At 57.8% G+C, this 23,248-nt stretch carries 24 protein-coding genes and 4 pseudogenes; 3 read left to right on the top strand and 25 right to left on the bottom strand.

Annotated features, from left to right (window positions below; genetic code table 11):
- Positions 1-65: 65 nt before the first annotated feature.
- The 5 genes and pseudogenes from OMP40_RS05050 to OMP40_RS05030 form a co-directional block, all read right to left on the bottom strand.
- Entirely contained in the window at positions 66-965 is a 900-nt protein-coding gene (locus OMP40_RS05050; protein ID WP_277529666.1) for a carbohydrate ABC transporter permease, read from the bottom strand.
- A 14-nt stretch (positions 966-979) separates the two neighbouring features.
- Positions 980-1,877, bottom strand: a pseudogene (locus tag OMP40_RS05045) (ABC transporter permease).
- A 317-nt stretch (positions 1,878-2,194) separates the two neighbouring features.
- Positions 2,195-3,877, bottom strand: coding sequence for a type 2 periplasmic-binding domain-containing protein (locus tag OMP40_RS05040; protein ID WP_277529663.1), 1,683 nt, complete (start codon positions 3,875-3,877; stop codon positions 2,195-2,197).
- Positions 3,878-3,924: 47 nt separating this feature from the next.
- Positions 3,925-5,853 carry a helix-turn-helix domain-containing protein gene (locus tag OMP40_RS05035; RefSeq protein ID WP_277529661.1) on the bottom strand — a complete coding sequence of 643 codons (1,929 nt, stop codon included), beginning with the start codon at positions 5,851-5,853 and terminating at the stop codon, positions 3,925-3,927.
- Complete coding sequence (locus OMP40_RS05030; RefSeq protein ID WP_277529659.1) at positions 5,825-6,121, bottom strand: hypothetical protein; 297 nt, start codon at positions 6,119-6,121, stop codon at positions 5,825-5,827. The genes OMP40_RS05035 and OMP40_RS05030 overlap by 29 nt, the downstream gene beginning before the upstream one ends.
- 923 nt (positions 6,122-7,044) lie before the next feature.
- Here OMP40_RS05030 and OMP40_RS05025 point away from each other — a divergent pair.
- Complete coding sequence (locus OMP40_RS05025; protein ID WP_277529657.1) at positions 7,045-7,176, top strand: hypothetical protein; 132 nt, start codon at positions 7,045-7,047, stop codon at positions 7,174-7,176.
- Between the two features lie 984 nt (positions 7,177-8,160).
- Here the strand turns inward: OMP40_RS05025 and OMP40_RS05020 are convergent.
- The 5 genes and pseudogenes from OMP40_RS05020 to OMP40_RS05005 form a co-directional block, all read right to left on the bottom strand.
- Positions 8,161-8,691: an extracellular solute-binding protein gene (locus OMP40_RS05020; RefSeq protein WP_277529656.1), complete on the bottom strand. Its 531-nt coding sequence runs from the start codon at positions 8,689-8,691 to the stop codon at positions 8,161-8,163.
- Positions 8,692-8,698: 7 nt separating this feature from the next.
- Entirely contained in the window at positions 8,699-9,334 is a 636-nt protein-coding gene (locus OMP40_RS05015) for a type 2 periplasmic-binding domain-containing protein (RefSeq protein WP_277529655.1), read from the bottom strand.
- A 37-nt stretch (positions 9,335-9,371) separates the two neighbouring features.
- Positions 9,372-9,458 (bottom strand): annotated as a pseudogene (locus OMP40_RS41185) (hypothetical protein); the annotation flags it as partial.
- Positions 9,459-9,678: 220 nt separating this feature from the next.
- On the bottom strand, positions 9,679-10,677 hold the full coding sequence (locus OMP40_RS05010; protein ID WP_277529654.1) for a hydroxyacid dehydrogenase: 999 nt from the start codon (positions 10,675-10,677) through the stop codon (positions 9,679-9,681).
- Between the two features lie 21 nt (positions 10,678-10,698).
- Positions 10,699-11,724, bottom strand: coding sequence for a dienelactone hydrolase family protein (locus tag OMP40_RS05005; RefSeq protein ID WP_277529653.1), 1,026 nt, complete (start codon positions 11,722-11,724; stop codon positions 10,699-10,701).
- Positions 11,725-12,169: 445 nt separating this feature from the next.
- Here OMP40_RS05005 and OMP40_RS05000 point away from each other — a divergent pair, with 445 nt between their 5' ends.
- Complete coding sequence (locus OMP40_RS05000; protein ID WP_277529652.1) at positions 12,170-13,024, top strand: transposase; 855 nt, start codon at positions 12,170-12,172, stop codon at positions 13,022-13,024.
- Positions 12,951-13,409, top strand: coding sequence for a transposase (locus OMP40_RS04995; protein WP_338131038.1), 459 nt, complete (start codon positions 12,951-12,953; stop codon positions 13,407-13,409). Before OMP40_RS05000 ends, OMP40_RS04995 begins: the two co-directional genes overlap by 74 nt.
- Positions 13,410-13,714: 305 nt before the next feature.
- Here OMP40_RS04995 and OMP40_RS04990 read toward each other — a convergent pair whose 3' ends face one another.
- From OMP40_RS04990 to OMP40_RS04925, 15 genes and pseudogenes are all read right to left on the bottom strand, one after another.
- Entirely contained in the window at positions 13,715-14,413 is a 699-nt protein-coding gene (locus OMP40_RS04990) for a class II aldolase/adducin family protein (RefSeq protein WP_277529650.1), read from the bottom strand.
- Complete coding sequence (locus OMP40_RS04985; protein WP_277529648.1) at positions 14,385-15,110, bottom strand: class II aldolase/adducin family protein; 726 nt, start codon at positions 15,108-15,110, stop codon at positions 14,385-14,387. The genes OMP40_RS04990 and OMP40_RS04985 overlap by 29 nt, the downstream gene beginning before the upstream one ends.
- A complete protein-coding gene (locus OMP40_RS04980) occupies positions 15,001-15,837 on the bottom strand; it encodes a Ger(x)C family spore germination C-terminal domain-containing protein (protein WP_277529646.1) in 837 nt (278 codons plus the stop codon). Before OMP40_RS04980 ends, OMP40_RS04985 begins: the two co-directional genes overlap by 110 nt.
- Positions 15,756-16,328, bottom strand: a complete 573-nt coding sequence (locus OMP40_RS04975) for a Ger(x)C family spore germination protein (protein WP_277529644.1) — start codon at positions 16,326-16,328, stop codon at positions 15,756-15,758. Before OMP40_RS04975 ends, OMP40_RS04980 begins: the two co-directional genes overlap by 82 nt.
- Positions 16,329-16,514: 186 nt before the next feature.
- Complete coding sequence (locus OMP40_RS41180; RefSeq protein ID WP_420871892.1) at positions 16,515-16,874, bottom strand: GerAB/ArcD/ProY family transporter; 360 nt, start codon at positions 16,872-16,874, stop codon at positions 16,515-16,517.
- A 19-nt stretch (positions 16,875-16,893) separates the two neighbouring features.
- Positions 16,894-17,349 (bottom strand): annotated as a pseudogene (locus OMP40_RS41175) (GerAB/ArcD/ProY family transporter); the annotation flags it as partial.
- 84 nt (positions 17,350-17,433) lie between these two features.
- Complete coding sequence (locus OMP40_RS04960) at positions 17,434-18,405, bottom strand: spore germination protein (protein WP_277529638.1); 972 nt, start codon at positions 18,403-18,405, stop codon at positions 17,434-17,436.
- On the bottom strand, positions 18,324-18,881 hold the full coding sequence (locus tag OMP40_RS04955; protein WP_277529637.1) for a spore germination protein: 558 nt from the start codon (positions 18,879-18,881) through the stop codon (positions 18,324-18,326). The genes OMP40_RS04960 and OMP40_RS04955 overlap by 82 nt, the downstream gene beginning before the upstream one ends.
- Positions 18,882-19,083: 202 nt before the next feature.
- Positions 19,084-19,851 (bottom strand): TIM barrel protein, encoded by a 768-nt coding sequence (locus OMP40_RS04950; RefSeq protein WP_277529636.1) that lies wholly within the window; start codon positions 19,849-19,851, stop codon positions 19,084-19,086.
- Positions 19,808-20,680 (bottom strand): phospholipase D family nuclease, encoded by an 873-nt coding sequence (locus OMP40_RS04945; RefSeq protein WP_338131032.1) that lies wholly within the window; start codon positions 20,678-20,680, stop codon positions 19,808-19,810. Before OMP40_RS04945 ends, OMP40_RS04950 begins: the two co-directional genes overlap by 44 nt.
- A 255-nt stretch (positions 20,681-20,935) precedes the next feature.
- Positions 20,936-21,376, bottom strand: coding sequence for a Ger(x)C family spore germination C-terminal domain-containing protein (locus tag OMP40_RS04940; RefSeq protein ID WP_277529635.1), 441 nt, complete (start codon positions 21,374-21,376; stop codon positions 20,936-20,938).
- Complete coding sequence (locus OMP40_RS43040) at positions 21,327-21,683, bottom strand: hypothetical protein (RefSeq protein WP_459076903.1); 357 nt, start codon at positions 21,681-21,683, stop codon at positions 21,327-21,329. Before OMP40_RS43040 ends, OMP40_RS04940 begins: the two co-directional genes overlap by 50 nt.
- Positions 21,583-22,146, bottom strand: coding sequence for a Ger(x)C family spore germination protein (locus OMP40_RS04935; RefSeq protein WP_277529634.1), 564 nt, complete (start codon positions 22,144-22,146; stop codon positions 21,583-21,585). Before OMP40_RS04935 ends, OMP40_RS43040 begins: the two co-directional genes overlap by 101 nt.
- Positions 22,143-22,553, bottom strand: coding sequence for a GerAB/ArcD/ProY family transporter (locus tag OMP40_RS04930; protein WP_277529633.1), 411 nt, complete (start codon positions 22,551-22,553; stop codon positions 22,143-22,145). The genes OMP40_RS04935 and OMP40_RS04930 overlap by 4 nt, the downstream gene beginning before the upstream one ends.
- Before the next feature lie 7 nt (positions 22,554-22,560).
- Positions 22,561-23,247: pseudogene (locus tag OMP40_RS04925) on the bottom strand (GerAB/ArcD/ProY family transporter); the annotation flags it as partial.
- Position 23,248 lies beyond the last annotated feature (1 nt).

Genomic DNA, 23,248 nt, shown 5'->3' with positions numbered 1-23,248 from the left:
AATGCCTGTGCCCGCTGCCATACGCGCTTCCTTCCGGCCTCACCTCCCTTTCGTCTGTCGACCGCCTAACCTTTAACCGAGCCGATCATAATGCCCTGAACGAAATATTTCTGGACGAACGGATAAATGCAAAGAATGGGAACCGTCGCCACCACGATCAGCGAATATTTCAACAAATCGCGCAAGCCCTGCCTTGCCGCCATCTGATTCGCATCGACGAGGGCCGTCGCGTCTATCGTGTTGAGAATCAAAATATTCCGCAAAATGATCTGCAGCGGATACAGCCCCGGCGACTTGAGATAAATGAGCGCGTCGAAGTAAGCGTTCCAGATGCCCACCGCATAGAACAGGATCAGGACGGCGATGATCGCCTTCGAGAGCGGCAGGACGACCCGCCACAAAAATCCGATATCCGAGCATCCGTCCAGCTCCGCCGCTTCGCCGAGCTCCTTCGGAATGGTCGACTGGAAAAAGGTGCGCGCCACGATAACCTGAAAGACCGACAGCGCGCCGGGCAATACCATCGCCCATCTTGTATCCAGAATGCCGACCGCCTTGACCGTGAGATACGTCGGGATCAGTCCGCCGCTGAACAAAATCGTGAACACGAGCAGCATCATGATGAGGTTGCGACCGACAAACGTCGATCTGGACAAGGGATAGGCGATCGCCACGGTCATGACGACATTGATGGACACGCCAAGCAAGGTATAAATAATGGAGTTCATATAGCCGGTCAAAATCGCCGGATTGGAGAAAATGACTTTGTAGCCCATCAGACTGAAGTCGACCGGCCACAGCCACACCTTCCCGCTGACGACCGCCTGTGCCGAGCTGAACGAAGAGCTGACAATATAAAGGAGCGGATAGAGGACGGCGACGAGCACGCAGCAGAGAAAGAGATAAATTAGCGCCAGGAAAACCCTGTCGCCGACCGATTCGCGGATCGCGGTTGCCCGGTTCATGTACGTCCCCCCCTTTACCACAGACTGTTGTCCGAGATTCGCTTGGCAACGGCATTGACGCTTATCAGCAAGACCAGATTGATCAGGGAATTGAACAGATCGACCGCGGAAGAAAAGCTGAAATTCGCGCCGAGCAGACCGATCTTGTACACATAAGTCGATATGACCTCCGAAGTGCTCACATTAAGCGGATTTTGCATCAGGTATACTTTCTCGAAGCCGACGTTCATGATTTGTCCGACGCTGAGGATCAGCAGGATGATGGCCGCGGGCGCAATGCCCGGAATATCGACGTGCCGCATCTTCTGAAGCCTTGACGCGCCGTCCACTTTAGCCGCCTCGTACAGCTCGGGATTAATGCCGGCCAAGGCAGCCAGGTAGATCACCGCGCCGTAGCCGATCCCCTGCCAGACGTTCGACCATACGAAGATGCTCTTGAAATATCCCGGCGAGCCCATGAAATTAATCGATTCGAAGCCAAGGCCTTGTACAATGTGATCCACGAAGCCCAGACGCGGGGAGAGGAAAATCATAATCATGGAAACCATGACGACGGTCGAGATGAAAAACGGAGCGAACGTCACCATCTGAACGGTCTTCTTGAACTTCGCCCGCCTGATCTCGTTAAGGGCGAGCGCGAGCACGATCGGGGCGGGAAATCCGACGACAAGCGAGTACAAGCTGATCCCCAGCGTATTCTTGATTAGCAGCCAAAAGTTCGGCGACTGGAAAAAAAGCCCGGAAGTGCTTGAGCCCGACGAACTCGCTTCCCGTAAATCCCTTCACGACGCTGTAATCCCGAAACGCGATCTGGGCGCCGTACATCGGAATGTACTTAAAGATGACGATGTAGGCCATCGGAGCCGCCACGAGCAGGTATAGCTGCCAGTGCCGTTTGATCCCCCTCCACATGCGTCCGGCAGCGAGCCCTCCGCTTGTCTTGCGACCTCTGCGTATGGTATTGCCGCGTACGCCCATAACGCCGGTATTTTTCATCTGCCCGTTCACGCCCTTTCCCGAAGCACGTATTCGCCTGGCTTTGAATGGCCTAACCATATCGAACGCCGGCCGGGACCGTCAACGAACAGAAATCTACGGACGGACATCATTCTACAAGCGCTTTCATAACGGTGCGTTTTGGCCGTCGCTCATCTTTCGCGGACCGATCAATATTCGATTCGGCAGGAAAAAAAAGCCCTGACCGGAAGGCATTTCCGGATCAAGGCTTTTCATTGTTGTTGTTTGTAAATGTCGTATGCGTGCTGGTGAATCTCGACGTACCGGTCGAGCTTCAACTGCTTCAGACCGTTCACGTAATCTTCCCAGTCGGCGGCCGTATCCTTCACGCCCGTAATAAACTGAACCAGATTTCTTCGGATATAATCGTTGATCGGCGCTTTTAATCGGGCGGCTTCCTCGGCTGCGGCCGTATCCATAAAAATATAGGACGGGTACACCTCGCGCGGTTGCTTGTCCGCATACTTTTGCAGCGTCTCCACGTAAAGCCGATGCTCATAGCCGATGAACGAATCGGGATCCTCGGACACGGCCCAGGACTCTCTGAGATTTCGATCCCGATACAGTACGCCCATCTGGGCCCAGATGGCGTTTTGGGTGGACGACTTGGAAAATTCGGGATCGAGCCAATATTTGGCGGGTTTCCCGTGCTCGTCGTACTCGCCGGGCTCTCCTTTTCGCCACCACTTATTCTCAGGTCCCCACTCGTTGCGGATCGTCGCCTCTTCGGTCATCAGGAAGTCGGCCAGACGTATGGCGGCAGCCGCTTCGGCAGCCGTCGCTTTGTCGGTGACGGCAAAGGCCGCGCGGTCGTAGGAACCGAAGAAGCCTGCCGCCGCATAGCCGGATGGGCCGATCAAAGGCGGAACCGCCTCGTACTCGCCGTCCCTGCTGCCGGCGTTGCCGTCGAACACCATCCGAATATGTCCGGAGGTAACCGCGCCGAGCACGTTTTCCTGGCGTGACGCCGTCTCCATGAGCCCGTCGAGCGATTGGGTGAACACGTCGGGGTCGATCAAGCCTTCGCGGAACAGCTTTCTCATATATTCGAGCCCTTCCCGCCATTGCGGCTGGACGGCTGCCATTCCGACGCGGCCGTTCTCGATGTAGAAGTAATCCGTGTCCGTATTATAAATAAAAGGGCTCATCAGAAAACCCGTAATTCCCGTATGCCAGCTGTTCATGGCGCCGCTGAGCGGAATTTCGTCCTGGAGGCCGTTCCCGTTCGGATCCTTCGTTTTAAAAGCGCGCAGCACCTCGTAAAGCGCCTCCGTCGTCGCGGGCATTTTCAGGCCAAGCTTGTCCAGCCACGTTCGATTGATCCACAGCTTCTGCGCGTACCAGCAATGGAAGCATTCATTGACGGACGGCAGGGCGTAAATATTGCCGTCGGGCGCGGCGATCGACTGCCTGACGGCCGGATTGGAGCTGAAAATATCCTTCAATCGGTCGCCGTACCGGTCGATCAAGCCGTTCAACGGAAGAAGGATGCCCCGCTGCCCGTATCGCACCTGCTCGTCCGTCGTCAGACTGCCGCCGAGAATGATCGGCGGATAGTCCCCGCTCGCGAACAACAGGTCTTCCGTCTCGTCCAGCTCGCCCGGCTTGGCGATGACGAACTTGAGTTCGATGCCGAGCTTTTGCTCGATATATTCAGTGAACTGATTCGTATCCAATTCCTCTGTTGCGAGATCGGACCCGACCAATACTTCAAGCTCTACCCTTCGATCCGCGATCGGGAATTCGCCCGGCTCGCGAATGACCGGCTCCGCGCCGCGATTGAGGGATTGGCCGTCAGGCAGTCCCCAGGCTCCCCATCTCCATGCCGCGATGCCGATCAACGCGACGATGACCGCAGCGATCGCGGCGAATACGATCGTTCGACCTCTGTTCATCTTCCACCTCCTGGCTGGACTCGCGACGCATCGGCCGGCAGACGCGCTCACTCCCGCATTCGACTGCGATAATCGTGCGGCGGCAATCCCTCCGTCTTGCGGAACACGCGGCGAAAGGTCGCGGAGTTCGGGTACCCCACCCGCTCTCCGACTTCCTGAACGGAATCGTCGGTGCGGGCGAGCAGCTCCTTGGCTTTGCCGATCCTCACGGATGCCAGAAAATCGAGAAAGTTTTCGCCGAACGTTTCTTTGAACAATCTGCTCAGGTATTTGGAGCCGACGTCGAATTTATCGCTCAGATAATCGAGCGACAGGTCCGGATTGGCGTACTCCTTCTCGATGCAATCCTTGATGTCCTGCAAAATAGGATAATGAGCGCGCGGCGAACGCATATCCTGCAGCCCCCTGAAGCTATGGTCAAGCGTATCGTAAAGCGCCATGCTCAGCTCTTCCAGCGTATCGAACGACTCCATCCGGACGCGCATCTCTTCCAGCGCCTGCCGGACGATCCGGTATTCCTCTTTGGACCCGCTCGAATGGTGAAGCTCCAGATTGGCGAACATGTAGTGGATCAGCTTGACGATCACCGCTTTTGCGGGCTTGTCCAAACGAATATCGCTGAAAAACTGTCCGAACAGATCGCGCCATTTTTCTTCGCCGAGCCGAAAAGCGGTCGAAATCTCGTGAATCGTGCGAAGGTGCTCATGCTCGCTTTTTTGCCGCTGATGCTCGGCGTCCGAGTAACGGATCACCCGGTTCGTGCCAAGCACGGCCTTGAAATGCAGGAGCGAGCAGGCCTCTTCATAGGAGGAGCGTACGTCTTCGAGCGAGCCTGTCGTGCGGCCGACGCCGACGGTGACGGTGAACTTGAGATTTCTGGCGACCCAGTCGACGATCGAATCATAGACGGGCGACAGTTCGCTTGCCTCATTTTGAAATAAAACGACGGATAGCTGGATCGGAGACGTCCATTCCAGCCATGCGACCGTGCCCGGCTGCTGCAGCATTTCGTTGACGACGCTGCTGACGACGAACTTGAACAGCGAGCGGTCCCGTTTGCCGAACGTAAAAAATGCCTGTTCCGCATTGTCCACCTCGATCACGAGCGCCTTTAACGTATGGAAAGCCGGCATTTCCAGACCTTCAAATGGCGTTTCGGACAAATCCCCTCTCTCGTAATCGCCGTAGATCAGCACGTTAAAAGCATGCTTGCGCTTCAGCACGGCCGCTTCGCTGAATTCTCGCTCGGCAAGCTTCGACTGCGCGACAAAATTGTTGACAGCGGATTCAATAAAGGCAAATTCGTTCGCCGCCACGCTGCCGGCCGAGCCGTTCCCGTCCAGCAGCGAATGATGCAGCTTGACGACCAGCTGTTCGAGCGGCTTGTAGTTCGCCCGCGCCACGTAGACGGTGAGGAGCAGTCCGACGGCAAACACGAGGACGCCGACGCCGAACCAGACGCTGGAGAACGCAGACGTAGAACTGGCCAGCAGTCCGCTTTTCATGCCGCTCTCTACCGTCCAGCCGGTGTAATCCGACGTGAGTCGGGTCATGACTTTGCGGTTCGGTTCGAGATTGTCGCCGTAGATCGGCTGCCCGTTCCGGCTGAAAATGTTTACGAAGGTGGTGGATTCGTCGTATAACAGGGACACGTTTGCCTGAATGGCGGAAACGTCGATGTTGATCACAAGGATGCCTTGCGAGCCGGAATTGACCGGAACTTCGTGGACGACGCTGATGACGCGCTTGGCGCTGCGGGACGCAAGCTCCCGATAATCCCGGACATCGCTCCAATGCGTCCCGATTCTGAGGCCGGAGAAAGACTTCGCAAACGCCCGATCGTCGAAGGCGTCGATCGGTTTGCGTAAATTGCCGGAGAGGATCGTGCCGTCGCCGTACCTGTACAAATAAAAAGAATCGATCAACGGCACTTCCTGCTTCAGTTCGTTAAGCCGCTCGAGCACTTCGTAATTCAAATAAATATGGCGGGAATCGGCTTCCTCGAAATAGTCGGACAGCAGCTTGTTGTTCAGCAGCTTCCCGGATGACGAGGTGATCGACGGTTTTCAACGATACATGGACGGATTGCAGCAGCTGGGCGGTGAACGCCTGGCTGGAAGCCTTCGCGTTCTGTCGGTTCTGTTCGACGATCGCCTGAAGGAATATAAAAATCAAAAAAGAAAAAACGATCAGAAAGAGCGGAATATGCGACCACATCATCCTTCGGAGCCATGTTTTGCTCATGCGCTCCCTCCCTCCGAAAGCTTCGAATCATAGACTTTTGCCTGTTTATATCTACTATATATAAAATAAATGTAAAATATATATAAATTTCATCGTCGCTGTCTTTCCAACCCTAGCGCGAACTTCTAAACCGTATATAAAAATATGAAGGTGAAATTCTATTCTTGCTCGACGGACAGCCACGCGCCTCCGACCGCCTGAAAACACGAAATGACGCGCCCACTTCTCCGGAGAAGCCCGGCTGCGTGGTTCCGTGTTCATATTAAGCGCTGCTCCTATACGTTCTGACAGGCTAAAAACCGCCTGCGGCCTTTTGCTTGCGCGCCGGCACGTAGCAAACGGACCCAGGAGCCCTTATTCTTTTTTCCTACCGCGATTCGTGGAACGCCAGCGGACCCGGGCGCCGTTATTGCGGGATTGCGGGCCTTTTTTAGCCTTGATCCGAGTAAATAACGTCCTTCCGGTCCGTAACGACCGCAAATGGGATCGTTTTTTAAAGAATAACGTCCCCTGTGTCCGATGCCCCGGTCTGCCTTTCATTCAGCGGCTGTCCGCCGTTCTCATACGCGCCAACCTAACTTCCCGCCTAACGTCGTTGTGGTCAGCATGGTGAAGTCTGTGATTTCCCCGTGATTCGATACGTTCAGCGCAATAAGAAAACCGTCAGGGAAGGTCGCCCTGACGGTCCTTGCATCAAGCACATGCACGATCGGCGGGCAGCCCGCGACCGCCTGAACGCACAACCAACCGCGCCAACGCCTCCACAGCCGCCCGCCAGCAAGGTGTGATTGAATGACGATGCCTGTGCGCGATCAGAATACGCGAAGGATTAGGATTTCTTTGAGTCATTCTAACACCTCAGCAAAATGGATGCTGATTTGCAGAAACTTCCTCTTCGGCTTGTCCAATCGGCTGAAAAGCCTGTGCCCGCCATATTTAACCTTGAACAACGACAGGTCTGCGGGCTTGGCGGGCTTGGCGGGCTTGGCGGGCTTGGCGGGCTTGGCGGGCTTGGCGGGCTTGGCGGGCTTGGCGGGCTTACGCTAACCGTCTAGCAATAGCTGTTGAAACGCATTTATTTCCTTTGACCATGACGCTATTGGGGCAAATAAGTGTTGAAGCGCAATTAAATTCCCACTTTCGAGCGTTTTGACCCGGTTTTGAACCAAATAATTGCGGTTGAACACTTATTTCCTCCCCAGCCCCGATCAGCGCGCCGATTAACTGCTTTTCAACACTTATCGCCCCCGGCTCCCAGCTCCCGGGTTATTCGTGTCCAGATCGAGCACAATTGCGCTTAATCTCTTCCTGGAACATCCAATTACAAAAAAAACGAGTTTGTTCCTACCCGAGACTTCAACGACCGCGCGATGGCGCAAGAGGGCTAGTTTGTTCCTAACCGAGAATTCGATGACCGCGCGATGGCGCAAGAGGGCTAGTTTGTTCCTAACCGAGACTTCAACGACCGCGCGATGGCGTAAGAGGGCTAGTTTGTTCCTAACCGAGACTTCGGCGGCGGGGCGATGGCGTAAGAGGGCTAGTTTGTTCCTAACCGAGACTTCGACGACCGCGCGATTGCGCAAGAGGGCCAGTTTGTTCCTAACCGAGACTTCGATGACCGCGCGATGGCGCAAGAGGGCTAGTTTGTTCCTAACCGAGACTTCGATGACCGAGCGATGGCGTAAGAGGGCTAGTTTGTTCCTAACCGAGACTTCGGCGGCGGGGCGATGGCGTAAGAGGGCTAGTTTGTTCCTAACCGAGACTTCGACGACCGCGCGATTGCGCAAGAGGGCCAGTTTGTTCCTAACCGAGACTTCGGCGGCGGGGCGACAGTGCCAGCGTATTCGTTCGTTTCTAACCGGGAATCGTTCGGCAAACGCTCGGTGAAGCCGTCTCTTGGGTTGCTACTGAAGCAACCTGAAATAGGGCAGCATCCAACACCGAATTTTATGTTTTCGATCTATTTAATAAAAAAACCGCCTTTCGGCGGTCGCGCGAGCCAACGGGACTCGCGTTTGTAGAACAGGGGTGGCCGGCGTTCACGAAGACCATCCTTCCGCTTCGATCTTGTCGCAAAACGCCTCCTCCGACTGCAAGCCGGAAAGATACAGCATAACCTCGGGCAGAAACCGGCTCCATTCCCGTTCCTTCAGCCCGAGAGCGTCCGCGAACCTGAACGTCGGAATGATCTCCCGGTACATGCCGAATCGTGAAGGCCGGGCAAGGCCGGGTTCTTCTCCGTTTGAACCGTGTACGCGGGATTCGTCGATCGCCCCTCTGGCCGCGGGCAGACTGAGCGTATCGCGTCCGATGATCGCCTGCGCGGCCGGTCCCGTCAAATACTCCGCCAGCAGCCGCGCCTCCGCCGCGCGAGAAGAATGCTTGTTCACGGCAAGGCCGACCGCGATGACGAGCGTCACCGGCTCCGCCAGCAGGGGCAGCGGCGCGATATCGTAGGCGAAGTCGGCTTGCCGGAGCGCGTTCAGCCCGTAATACGTCGTCACGATCATCGACAGCTTGCCCTGCGCGAACATCTCTTCGACGCGGAATGCCGCATCCCGCTCGGACATGAGCGGATTAAGCCGATCCGTGACGATCTCCTTGTAGCGGCGAACCCCCCGCCAGCATCCGCGTACCGCGCATCCGAAGCCGGCCCGCTTCGTCCCGTTCGGCCATTGCCCCGCTCTGCAGCAGAAAGACGGCGATGCGATTGCGCTGGGTGGCCGAAAAATGAAAGCCGGCCCGCTCCTGGGACACCGTGAGCCGATCGGCGGCGCGAAACAGCTCGTCCCAGCCCCAGCCGCTGTCCGGCTCCCACAGCGCCCGTTCCCGGAAGTGATCCCGGTTGTAGCAGAGAATCGTCGGGCTGAACGTAAACGGTCTCGCGAGCAGCGCCCCGCCGGACGTCATCGCATCGGTCAAAAACGGGTAAAACTCGGCGTTCGATTCAAGCGGCAGCAGGCTGTCCGCGTCCCCGGACTGTTCGAACGCCCGAAGCTCGGCGTCGTTAAGCGTCAGCGCGTCGATCAGCCCATGCGCGAGATAAGGCTTCAGCACCTGCGGATCGTAGCCGGGCAGGATGACCTCCTGCACCCGAATATGCGGATACAACGCTTCGAAGCCGGCCAGAAGCGCCTTCAGCTCGGTCTCCCGCAGCGTCGACTCGTGGTAGCCGAGCTTCACGATGATGCGTTCCGGCTCGCGCCGTTGCAAGACGACGCTCCCGATCCGCGGCTTTTTTTTCGATCAATCCCTCTGCGGCAAGCGCGGCCAGCACGTCCCGCACGATTTTGTTGCTGAGCGCAAACCGGTCCGACAGATCCTTCTCCGAGGGCAGGAACTCCCCCCGGCTTGCGAACGCCTTCGAGGATGTCCTGTCTCAGGCGGTTCAACATTTCTTCCTGACGCACCCGGAACGTTTTGCGGCTATGCTTCGTTTTCATGTCGATCTCCCTGCCGCCCCCAAGAAATAAAAGGATTCGCGCACCCGCAGGCGAGTCGGAATCCGATGTTCTTCTTATCTTAGTTGCCCGCTTCGCGCAGTGTCAATACGACCGCTAGGCCAGTCTGAACAGCTGGGATACGTCGACCTCTCCCCGAAGCGGCGCGCCCGCCGCGTATCGCTCGGCCTCGCTCGCGATATAGGCGCCGATCCGGTGCAGGCCGTTGTTCTCGGCGCCCGCGATATGCGGGAGCAACGTGACGTTCGGCAGCGAGCGAAACGGATGGTCGGCCGCAGGCGGCTCGGGATCCGTGACGTCGATGCATGCCCACAGCCTGCCTTTACGCAGCTCCGTCGCCAGCGCTTCCTCGTCGACGAGCGAGCCGCGCGCCGTATTGATGAGGATCGCGTCGTCCTTCATCAGGCCGAGCGTGCGCGCGTTCATCATGCGATCCGTCTCCGGGATCGACGGCGCATGTATCGAGACGACGTCCGACCCGGTCAGCAGCGCGTCCAGCTCGACCTTCTCCGCGCCCATGCCGGCGATGTCGGCTTCGCTTACGAAGGGATCGTAGACGAGCGCCCGGACCTCGAACGCTTGCAGCAGCTTGATCAATTGACGGCCCGACAGTCCGGCGCCGATGACGCCGACGGTGACCCCGTACAGCTCCCGTACGCGCTCCCGCTGTTTTTCCCATTCGCCTTCGCGCGTATTGCGGGCCAGCTGCCACATGTTCTTGAGCGATACGATCGCGAGGCCGAGCGCCGTCTCCGCCACGCCGCGCGCCAGCGCTTCGTTCGCCGTGCCGACGCGGACGCCTTGCGCGTGAAGCGCAGGACTCAGGATCGGCTTGACCGAGCCGGCCGCATGCAGGACGATCCCGAGCTTTGGACAGCGGTCGAGAATGTGCGCGTCGAGCGGCGGACAGCCCCAAGACGTGACGATGACGTCCGCGCCTTCGGCCAGCTCGGCTGCGCGCTCGGGCGTCGGGTTGCCGACGGTCTCGTTGACGACCAGCTCGCCGAGCTGCCGGATTCGCGCCAGATGCGCTTCGGTGAAGATGCGGTCCGTAAAATGACGGCTTTGCAGCATGACGATTTTCAGCGGGTTCATCGGATCATTCTCCTTCTTTGTTCAGCCAGCGGTCCAGGAATCGGTATGCCAGCAAGCGGATCTCTTCGGGAAAATCGTGCTCGCCTTCCCCCGAGGCAGAAGCGGAACCGATCCGCTCGGCCGAGCAGGCGGTACAGCTTTGCCAGTTCCCCCCATCCCTTCCGCGACCGAACGCCAATGAGGAAAGATGGCGTCCTGCTGCCCGGCATAGTTAAAGAACGGTACGGGTGCGCACAGCGCGGCGATCTCGTGGAAGTCGAACGGGATGCGGTCCTCCCGCAAATCCGCGCTCACCTTCGGAATATGCGTGTACGGATACGACCGGTATCCCCAATGATCCGGATGCGGGTCGCCCGCGAAGGGGCTGAAGCCGCAGCTGGAGACGACGGCGCGGACGCGATCGTCCAGGCCGGCGAGAAAATAAGCGTTGTAGCCCCCGAAGGAATGGCCGATCGCTCCGATCGCGCGCCGGTCGACGAACGCCAAGGATTCGAGGACGTCGAGGCCCTGCATATGATCGGTCGCGTTCTTGGCGACGGTCGACCAAGCCGGATGCGCTTCGTAGAACGCGGTGCTGTCGAACGCCGGATAGCCGGGATAAACCCGCTCTCCCGCCGTGAGCGCGTCCGGCGCGAGCACGACGTACCCGCGAAGGACGAGCTCGACGGCATAGCCGCGGTTCGGCCGGCCCGGCACGATCGCGATGTCGTCCTTGCCGATCTCGTGCGTGGGATGCAGCGCCAGGACGGCCGGATAGCGCGCCTGCGGACGGGAGCCTTCCGCAGGCGCGGCCGGCACGAGCAAGTAAGCGGGCACGGTGTCGCCGTAAACCGTATCGTACGCGACGCGGTGGCGGGTATAACCCGCTTCCTCCGTTGCGGACACATAGCGGAGGTTGACCGGCGGACGCTCCGGCAGCTCTCCGATATACGACAGCCACGTTTCGCGAATGCGCTTCCGCTTTTCCAGCCACTGGGTGTTGTCGGCAATGCCCGCCAGCAGCGGCGGCAGTCCGCTTTTGTTCACTTCGGATAAAATATAGGCCATGACGCGCAGGCTCCTTTTCGCCGTTTGCTTCAAATTTCTAACTCATATCTGAGTTATATTAACGACAGTATATCCCCATTCGTTATTTCGGTCAATGTATTTATGAGTTAGATATAAATCATTATAAATGCAATTATTTAAGCCGACTACGCCCTTGATTGCGCAATGGCGCGCAACGGACGGACCAAGGAAACCTTATTTTTGTTTCTATCATGCTCTGCAGCCTGCTCGCAGACTCAGGAGCCTTTATTGCGGGATTGGAGACCTTTTTTTAGCCTGGATCCGGGTGAATAACGACTCTCCAGTCCGTAATGATCGAAATTGCACCGTTTTGTCAGAAATTTTGCAAAGACTCGAGTGAGGTAGGAAAAGGAGGGGAATTTTACAAAAGAAAGAGGCTCCTGTAACGTAGAGTTTACGACAACACCTACGGTAAGGAGACCTCTTGAATACAATCGTAAGCAATGAAAGGGTTGTTCGTCAAGTTTTAGGGGTGTTGGGACAGCACAATACCGCTTTAAAGAGCGATGCCTATGCGAAAAAGCTCTTTGCTTGGAACACAACGCTTCTCTATCTGGAAGGGATCCTGCAGAAGCGAAATGCCGTGGGTGAGATTGCGCAACACTTATCCAGTACACCCTGGATGCAGAAATGGACGAACCTTTCGTCAATCGACGGTTCAGCGCTCAACCGCAGGTTGCGTCAGCTGTCAACCGATGTGCTGAAACAGACGTATACGGACTTGGTGGCGCGGTATGCTCAAACCTTCGGACTGCCACGTCCGCTGAAGCATTTTGGTCCGCTGGCTGCCGTAGATGCGACTGTCCTCACGTTGGGAAAAGTCCGCGGCGAGTGGGCTTACCAGCAAAAGGGCCACAACGCCGTTAAAATGCACGTCAGCTTGGACCTGACCGGCGAAAAAAGCGCAGTACCCAGCCGCGTGGTGCTATCGACAGCTTGTGTGGCCGACCTGGACGCGGAAGTGACCGGAGCCCTAGTGACGCGCAGTGAAGCCACGCACCTACTGGACCGCGGCTATATCGACTACGGACAGTTCCTGCGTTGGAACCGGGAGAAGATTCGCTTTGTGGCACGGCTGAAGGCCAATAGTAAAGTGAAAGTCATCCTTCAAAAAGAGGATGTCGGCCCTTCCATCGAACAGGATGCACAGGTCGAGCTGACCGATTCGAAAACAGGTGAAACGGGAATTTTTCGGCTGGTGACTTATTCGTTCACGGATCAAAAAAGGAAAGTCGCACCGTGTACGGGCGCTCACCAATCGCTTCGACGTTTCGGCTGAGGATATCGCGCAGATGTATCGTTACCGGTGGAAGGTGGAACTTTTCTTTAAGTTTATGAAGCAACAGCTACGCCTGAAGAAACTGTACAGCACCAAAGAACAAGCCGTATGGAACCAAATCTACTTGAATCTCATCGCCTATTTGCTGGTGGAGCTATGGCGGCAAGGGCATGCACCGACGATGGATCGCGGCGAGTTCATCACCCTGCTCAGGGCGTATCTGAGAAAGCCGATGGAGGCCTTGCTCGCGGTGCTCCACCGCCCAAAGGAACGAACAAGCCGGGGACGGCGCAAAAAAGGGAGGACGGCCGCGGATTCGCCCCAAGCGCTTGAAGCCGCAGCGCATCCTGTACAAGTAAGCGAACTACAACTAAATGAGGCATGACCAAATCTAAATTAAAAGTGGTGTTGTCGTAGCTTAGATGAGGCGGGGCTTTTTTTGCGCCTATTCGCATCTGCCACCCTCAAAATCGCCTTCATGGCGGCGACCATCTAACACCTTTCGCTTCTCAAGCGTGCCCTCAACTCTCCGGGGAGGAAGATGCGCTAGTAGATTGGCTACGAGCAGTACTTGTTTGCAAAATTTCTGCCGTTTTGTATGAAATAGCGTCATCTGAGTCCGGTATCACTTCCCGGCGCCTGCATTCTGCTACCGTGGCGCATTCCAAGCCGAAGAGGCGCTGAAGAGCGTTACCTGTCGATTTTAAACGCTGAATCGGTAAAAGCAAAAAGCGCTGCCGAAGCGGATGCTCCGTCAGCGCCTTTATATTTTGGCAAAAGCCGTAGATAGACCGTTACAGCCCGAACGCCCGCTCGATGTCCCGGATGCTGTCGTCGTCCATATGGACGATCGCGCCGAGATTCGCCGATTCGATGATCGATTTGGCGCTGTACTCCGCCACCTCCAGCCGGTCGAAGGCGTTCAGCAGGCTGCTGCCCGTCGCGATGACGCAGTTGTTCTCGACGAGCGCGAGCGGTACGTCCGGCTTGAATCGCGCCGCCGCCTCCCCCTACCGCCTCGTAGACGGACTCGAACGGCAGCTTCGGCATCCCGCGCAGCAGAATATACGCTTCCGGAATCGTCTTCGACTCGAACGGACGGTCCGTCAGGGCGAACGCCATCGTGTAGGGCGAATGGGCGACCAGCACCGAGCCTACGTGAGGCTGCTGCGCGTAGATCGCCCGGTGCAGCAGGATCGAGCGGCTCGGCTGTTTGCCTTGCTCGGCCGAGCCCTCCCGGATCAGCACGAGATCCTCGGGCTCCAGGTATTTGCGGTCCAGTCCGTGCGGCGTAATTAAAAAGACGTCTTCCGACAGCTTCACGGAGAAGGTGCCCTGCGTGCTCGTGAACAGGCGCTGCTCATAAGAGCGGCGGATAAAATCGCACATCCGCACGCGCGCCTCGCGCTCGGCGGTCGGCATCGGAACGAGGCGCGGCGGAAGCTCGGGCAGCTCGGCGACGGCTTGCCGCCGCCAGCGCCTGCTGCGCTTCCGTTAGCGATCGCGGACGGCCGAAGCCGGCGGCCTGGATCTCCATGCGCGCGCAAAACTCCAGCGTCTCGAACGCCTTGTAGGCGTCGGCCAGCGAGACGCCGCCGACGACGATGCCGTGGTTTTCGAGCATGACGCAGCGCTTTCCTTCGGCGAAGACGGCGGCGATATTCGCGCCAAGCTGCGCGCTGCCTGGAAGCGCATAGGGCGCAATGCCGACATCGCCGCATATCTCGCGCTCGCCGGGCAGCATGTCGACGTTCGGAACCTTGCGCACGATGCTGAACGAGACAAGCGCGGGCGGGTGCGCATGCACGACGGCGCGCAGATCCGGTCTCGCGCGGTAGATCGCCTGATGAAAGGGAAATTCGCTGGAAGGCTTGTGCAGACCTTCATGGCGACCGTCCGCTCGAACGCGCACGATATCCTCCCTGCGCAGCGTCCCCTTGTCGACGCCGGCAGGCGTGATCCATATATCGCCATCGTCATCGAGGACGGACAGGTTGCCGCCGGACGTCGTCGTCATGCCGAACCGGTAGATCCGCCCGATCATCTCGAGAATCTGATCGGCCGGGGGAAGATGATCGAATTTCATGGGGAGTCCTCCTCGTATAAAGAACGCATCCGTCCTTTTCCCCACAAGCTTGCCACAATTCGCCTGCGCCGGCAATGACTTTTGTCACACCGGGCACGCTCAAGCGCTGGCGTCGATCAGCCTGCCGTAATCCCGGATCTTGATATCCGCGACGACTTGAATGCTTGCTTCCGCGAACGCTTGGTTCCAATTTAACGCCTTCCAGTCCCCGAAACGCATCTTGTCCCGGACGAAGCTGCCCGAGCCCGAGCGCATCCGCTCCCGGCTTTTGCATCTCGCGGATCAGACGCCCGCAGCGATCGGCGACATACTTCTCCAAGGCTCGCTCGAGCATCGGCTGGCTGGCGATATTGTTCAGCTCCAGCAGGTCGTCGTATTCCATCAACGAGCCCTTGAGCTTGAGCTCGACGACGATCCGCGCCGGCTTGCGCTTGCTCGGGTCCGGCGGCGACAATATTTTGATCTTGCGTTTGCCGGTCACGTTGGCCAACGCGATGCTGCCCGCGCCGCGAGGCGTATCGACCTCGTCCATATACAAGGCGGCATTTTTGGCGCCTCCGCGGAGCAGGGAAAAGTACGTGGCGTCGTCCGCGCTTATTTTCGCGACGTATCGGTCCCGAACGAACAGCGCGATGCCGTTGACCTTCAGGCCCGCTTCGGTCTCGCCGACGATCGCGGCCACCGGCTCCGCGCCGTCGTCGTAATAATCGCGGAGAAACGTATGCAAATTCGTATCGAACCGCCCCCGCGTAGAAGGATCGGAACGAAGCAAATTATCGATATATTCCCCCCATCGTGCCCCCCTTGCGCGTATGTCCGCATGACAATATGCTTGATATCGCCTTCGACAACGACGACGTGCGCGCGTATGCCGATCGCCGGTTCGCGAAAGACGGATTCCATCGGCAGCCAGACGCCTTGGCGCGCCAGAGATTCTCCGAACATGACCTGCCTCAGCTGCCCCAGCACGATTTTACGGTCGTTTTGCATGTCGAAATGGATTTTCGCCTGCTTGAAGCTCTTCGCGATATCCGTGTAGACGATGCTTTCGGTCTGATTCGTTTTCGGGATGCTGATGGTGACCTTCAAAGCGTTGTCCTGCCCCTCCGGCCGCTCCAGTATGATCGTGCGGACGAAGCCGATTTTCTCGAGTATTTTCTGGTCCCCGCAGCCGCCCAGCAGCGAGACGGCGAGCAGCCAGGCGCCTATTCTTTTCATCGTCCGGAAGCCTCCTTGGACGCGTTGCCGCCGATCTTGAGGAGCAAAAGCAGGAGCAGCGGGAGCGCGAACGCGACGCCCGTCTCCGTAAAGTATGTGAGGCGAATGAGCGCCGCAGCCTCACTGAAGATTGAAGGCAAGAAGCCGAGTGCGAATATGACCGCCGCAAGCGGAAGCGCGAACCGTTTAGCTTCGACGCGAGGCAGCATACGACCGATGGCGCTGCGGGCGGCGAACGCGAACAAGACGGTCGTAACGAGATTGGAATACAAAAAAGAAAGGAAAGACCAGATTTTCGACCCGGTTGATGAATGGAATTTCGATATACTCCAGCGTATGAATAACCGGAAACTGCAAAATTTTCACTTCCTCGAAGCTGAAAAAGCCGAAGGAAATCGCGATCGTAAGCAAGTAGGTCGACGTGATAATCGCATGGCCGGCTAAAACGCCCTTGAACAGCTTCGTCTTGGCGTCCGAAAAGGGAAACAGAAAAAAAGCAAAGCTCGTAACCGATAAAAACGGCGTAGACGTCGAGCAGGCCGGCAAAGCTGAAGCCGTTTTCCGTTCCCTTGAAGAAAAAAGTCGTAAACCGGTGGTAGCTCCAATCCTTGAAAAAATAAGGCGCCAATGCAAGCATCCAGATGGACAAGAGGAAAAATACGGTCGAGGCCTTTATTATGCTGTACAAATCCTTGCTTAGCAGCATGAATACGAGCAGACAATAGACGGCGAAAATCTGCATGGCCGAGCTGGTCTGGAAGGTCAGCGTTTGAAAAACAAGCACGAAGCTCTTGCCGGCGAAAGCGCCGAGCGCCAGCCAAAGGAGAGCCAGCAGCCCGTAGACCGGAAATAACGCGAACTTGGGGAGGACGGCTTCGGCGATGTCGAATGCGGACCTGCCCTTTCCTGCCCGGTATACCAGCCGGTAAAGCCATATATTAAAAGCAACGATAAGCGCCAAGCCCAGGAAGCCGAGCCAACCGTTCGTGCCGATGTGGACGGCGACCATGCGGGGCAGCATGAAGACGGTGACGTCGAGCTCGATCATATAGAACAGAAGCGCCACATGAAAGCCGTTCAGTTTTTCCTTCAAGGGATGCCTCCGCTACTTTTTGATTTTCGTGCGCGTCTCGTTCGGCGTTCGGCTGAGACTCGGCCGCTTCTTGAGCGCCCAGAACGGACCTCTGACGAGCGTGTCAAGAATATCCATGAACTTCGCCGGCGCGATCGGCGTCAAATAAGACGCCCCGAGGTTGGTCACGCCGGCCATATGGATGACCAGGATTCCGATGCCGAATATAAGACCCAGATTGCCGAGAATGCCGGCGAGGATGATCAGTCCGAAGCGGATCAGGCGCAAAGACGCGCTCATGATGTAGCTCGGAATGACGAACGAAGCGATGGCGGAGATCGCGACCGCGATGATCAAAATATTGCTCGTAAAGCCGGCCTGGACGGCGGCTTGTCCGATGACGATACCGCCGACGATGCCGATCGTCTGGCCGATCTTCGTCGGCAAGCGCGCGCCGGCTTCCCGCAGCAGCTCGATCGTGGTCTCCATAAGGAGCGCTTCGATAAGCGGGGGAAACGGCACCTTGCTCCTCGACTCGGCCAGATTGAGCAGCATCGTATGCGGAATCATCTCGTAGTGGAACGTCGTCACCGACACGTAAAACGCGGTAAAGCAGATCGTGATCAAAAACCCGATCAGCCTGAGAATGCGCAAAGCGGTGCCGATCGGCCAGCGCTGGTAATAATCGTCCGGAGACGCGAAAAACTCGAGAAAAGCGGTCGGTGCCGTGAACGCGCTGGGACTTCCATCCAGGAGGACGGCGATTCGGCCGCCGAGCAGCTTCGAGACGACGGCGTCCGGACGCTCGGTCGTCAGGAACTGCGGAAAAACGGAATTCGGATTTTCTTCGATCAACTGCACAAGCATGCTGGCATCGGTTACACCGTCGATTTCAATTGCCTGAATGCGGTCGGACAGCATGTTCACGAACTGCTCGTTGGCAATATCTTCAATGTATAGCAGGACGACGCGCGTATTGGCGACTTCCCCCCACCTCGAGCGCAATGGACTTCAGCTTCGGACTGCGGAGTCGTTTTCGAAGAACCCCCCAGATTCTCCTGAAGACTTTCGACGAAGCCGTCGTGCGGACCGGTGATGACCGTCTCCGTTTCCGACTGCTCGATTTTCCTGCCGATTGACTTCGGCGCATCGTAAAGGTAAGCATCGGTACCGTCGTAGATGAGGGCAGCCCCGTCCATGATGGACTTCAGGCAAGACTTCAGTTCCTTCGCGACGCTAAAAGGCGGCCCGGAGAGCCTCGTTTGCAACTGCTCGGCGGAAGCCTGGGACAGCGGACGGATCACGTCCCGCTGCAGGGCGTCCAGGTCGACGAGCGTCGGAAAATAGATTAGGGCGGCTCCGCTGCCCTCGAGCGTCTCTTGAAGGCAATCGACGCAGTCCTTCACGGCATCGGAGATGGCCGGCAGGGTCACGCTCGCCTTTTCTTCCGTACCGGCCGCCTTATCGTCGTTCTTCGCCACCCGATCGTCAACCTCCGCTCCGCGCTGGCATTCTCCTCCATTTTGCCCGGCAGGCCCCAGCGGCATACGCCGCGTTTAGGTCGTCTTCCACATCCTGACATGCCGTTCAGAGCCCTTTTGCCGACAAAAAAAGCCCCCCGCTGGCCGAAATCGCCAATATCGGGGGCGGCATGCATGCCGGTATGAAGTTATGAAGCACGGATCATCCGATACGGGCGATGACTTCCTCGTGGAATTGCTCGACCGCTTCGTCGGTATCGATCGTAAAGCCGCATTCGAGTCCGACGTAGCCCTCGAAGCCCGTCTCCTTGATCGCCTTTAAAATGTTGACGTAGTTCAGCTCGCCGGTGCCGGGCTGATGGCGGCCCGGATTGTCCGCGATATGGTAGTGGTTGATCCGGTGACGGTAGGCCGTCGCATTGCGGATGACGTTGCCTTCGGTAATCTGCTGATGATAGACGTCGAACACCAGCTTCACATGGCTGCTGCCGACCTTGTCCACGATCTCCGCGCCTTCGTCGGAGCGCTGCAGGTAGTGGCCTTTGTGGTCGACCAGTCCGTTCAGCGGTTCAAGCTCCAGCACGATGTCCGCCGCCTCGAGCAGCGGCGCCGCACGCTTCAGCGTCTCGACCATCGTGCGCTGCTGTATGTCGCGGGCTACGCCTTCCAGCTCATTGCCGGTCTGCGAGATGATCGACCGGGTACCCAGCGTCTTGCACGCCTCGATCGTGCGGGCGATTCCGTCCAGATAATCGCCGCGCAGCGATTCGTCGACGAGGCTGATGAACGGCGTGCATGTCGCGATGATGCCCACGCCGATCCGTTCCTGGGCTCGCGCCGTGCGCTTCAGGTCGTCGAGCTGCCACCAGGCGTAATACTCCAAACCTTGGAATCCGAGCGCCTTTACCTTTTCGAGATGATAGACTTCATCTTCTCCCGGATATGCGCCGATGCATAAAGAAAACTTCATGGCCTGCCCCCCCTGGCTGAAATCGCGCGTTTGTCCAAACGTCTAGCCCGCCGCCTTGCGAAAGCCCGCCGCTTCGGCATCCGCTTCCGAGCAAAACCATTGTTCGGGCTTCGTACGGTCGTAGCTCTTGCCGCCGGGCACGTGATAAAGCTTGTCCCCCCTTGGCATTGATATTGCCCTTGATCCGAGGCGATTCGCACGCCTTGACGGACGCCTCGGCGTCGTCCTTCTCCGCATCCGGCTGCTGCGCGGACGCCTCCTGCCCGCCTTGCGCCGGCGTATCGTCCTCGGCGATGGCCGCTGACAATGCCTCGTACCCTTTTTGGTCCTCCCACGCGCGCTCGAACGCTTCCTCGAACGAGGCGGCGACCGTCTCGTCGCGCAGGACGACCAGCATCTCGTCGTTCGTCGTGCTCGCCGCCTTGGAATAGTTGAACGAGCCCGTCGTCGCGACTTTCCGGTCCGCCACCGTCATTTTCAGATGCATCAGTCCGCTGTGGCTGTTGATCTTGATCGGAATGCCCGCGCTGCCCAACAGCTTCAGCGCTTCCTTCTGCGTCTTGCCCGATGCCTGGATCCGGTCCGTGAGCAGGCGAACGGCGACCCCGCGCCGATGGGCGTCGCGGATGGCGGCGACGATATCCGGATAGGTCAGGCTGTAGATGGCGACGTCAAGCGTCTCCTTGGCGCCTTGAATGACGTCGATCAACAGCTTCTCCGGGTGCTCGCCGCCTTGCGTGAACGCCCATTGGACATTGCCCTCGGCGACCTGCGACGACGATGCGGTCGATGAAGAGATCGCGCATCCGCCGGCAGGCAGCAGGAGCAAAGCCGCGAGGAGGACGCTAACTCCCCCTGTTCATGCTGTCGTTTCCCCCGCTTCCCGCTTCTGGCTATCCCAATTGTATGCCAGACCGGCATTGCGGGCAATACGCGTTAAGGCTTCTTTTTCCAAGGCGGATCCGATTTCTCAAGCAGAAATCGGTTCAAAATGCCTGCTGCGTACGGTACGGCCGCGCTTCAGGAATAGCCCGGTCAGCATTTCCCCGGTGAACAGCATCGCTTTTCAGCTCCGATCGAATGTTTATTCCCGCTCCGTTTGGTCGACGGTGCCGTTCATCCGGATGGTCACGGTCGCGTGCGGCCTGACTTCGCAGGCGGACAAAAGATGCTTTCCCTGATCCCAGTCGTTTTTCACTTTTTCCCAGGCTCGATGATGATTGTGCTTCAGCGCTTCGCCAAGCCCGAGGGCATCCTTGCCGATATCGCGCTGCACGACGCGGACCGCATCCGCGATCATCGATTCGATCTCTGAGGCGGCATCCTGCTGAATCCGATCGACGACGGACTTCGTCATCAGATCGACGGCGCCCGTCGTCTCGCGAACGGCGACGACGACGGCGACGGCCGCGTCGAACACGATATGCGCCGGATCGCGAACGTCCGCGCTTAAGCGGGTTCTGATCTCGTAGACGTTAAGCGAAATTTTCGCCCCTGCGGCCTGCAGCATGAGCATGCCTCTCATTTTGTACCCGCGCAAAAAAATTCATTCCCGTCGTTTGCCGCGCGCTCAGCGTCCCGAATTGGCGGTTCGTCTTGCCGTCGAAGATCGCGCTGCCGGATACGAGTACGGATTTGTTCGAGGTCTCCAGCGATTGTACCGCATAACTCGTTTCGTTCATGAGCCTTTCGTGAATATAACCGATTTGCGTAGCCGGAAGCTTTTCCAGACTACTGCGGTTGCCGGCTATTTTCTCGATATCGCTGGCCGGCAGGCTTTCGTTCGGAGAGTGGGCATAGAGCGCTTCGGCGGCTTCGCCCTTGGCGACCAGAATCTTGATGGATCGCCTGACGCCGGCGCCCCGGATAAAAAAAATCGAGCATGTCCGCGAACCCCGTTCCCCTGCGGGCGACCTGGTCCGAGACCAGAATCACCTTGAGATGATCGTAAAAGGGGGGCCTGCTGAGCTTGTCGGTGGCATATTGGTGGAAGGCGGACAAGCTCGTCGCCCTGCCGCACAGATTCGAATAGCCGGCGTTGCTTTGCGAGCCCTCTCCGCCGTTTTGTCCGCCGGGTACGACGATCTGGTAACAGATGCGGTAGTTTTGAGCATGCTGCGTTTCCGTTTCCGTTTCCGCTTCAGACGGCTCTTCCTCTTCGACAGGCTGCGCGTCGATCGATACGCCTACCACGAAGCCCCGGTTGTTGATCTCCACGCGATCCCAGCAGCCGGTCATCGCCGCAAACGCGATTGCCGCTGTCAGCATCGCCGTACACCGTCTCGACAGCGTCATAGGCGCCGTTCTCTCCTGAACCGCGCCGCCGTCAGGAGGGCGATCGGGATCGCTGCGGCGGTCCCGTACCCGATATGGCTGATGAACGTGCCAAGCTGCTTGTATTGAAGCATGCTCTCGGGCACCATGTTGATGAAGTACGCGAGCGGCGACATGATCATGATGCACCACCGCTTGTCGAGCTTGGACACGATCGCTTGCAGGCAGGAGACGCTGGTCTCCATCGCCATGCACGTTGTATTAAAGATGGTCATGATCCAGACGGTGAAAAAGATCGACTCCAGCCGTTCGAAAAATTGGCCGGGCAGGCGAACCTCCTTCGCGATCTCGACGGTCGGAAACAAAATTTGCGCGGTCGCTTCCTGCGTAAAAATCGCGATCGAATATAAATAGGTGATCAGGCACAAAAAAGACCGGAATGGCGATGCCGACCAGCATCGCCCTTTGGGTGCGTACGGCCGGCTTCAGCAGCGGCCCGTAAAACAACAGCACTTCAAACCCAAGCAAGGCGAAGGTCGCGTCCTTCGTGCCGGAAGCAAGCTCGAGCGGCGAGGTGGTCATAAACGGCTTCAGATTGTCCAGGTTCGTCAGTTGGATGCCGAAGAGCAGAACGACGGCGGAGATGAAAAGCACGATCGGCAGAAACATCGTATTCAGCCGGATCACGGCCGCCGTCGATCCGGAGACGCCATAGACGACGACAAGCAAAAAGGCGACGGAAATAAAAGAAATCGGCGTGTTCTCGAGCAAGTACATCCTGGAAATCTTGGCGATCGACCGAACCTCGTAGCCGACATAGAGCAGAAAATAAACGCCGTAAATCGCCGATACGAGCACCGCGACGGGTTTGGCCGTGATGCGAGCCGTAAAGCTGTGAAACGTCTCGCCTTGAAATTGCTTCAACAACCTGCAGACGACGAGTCCGCAAACGGAGGCGATCAAACCCGCCGCCAGTATCGATACCCAGCCGTCGGATGCCTGAATATGCCTCGCGAGCATGCCCGGCAGCGTCAAAATGCCGATCCCGATCATAATCGACGAGACGGTCATCGATACTTCGCGAGAGCCGATCTGATTGTCTCCGTACTCGAATGTTTTCATG

This window comes from Cohnella rhizosphaerae, assembly GCF_029525575.1.
Classification (GTDB): Bacteria; Bacillota; Bacilli; order Paenibacillales; family Paenibacillaceae; genus Cohnella; species Cohnella rhizosphaerae.
This window is presented reverse-complemented; position numbering and strand designations above follow the sequence as displayed.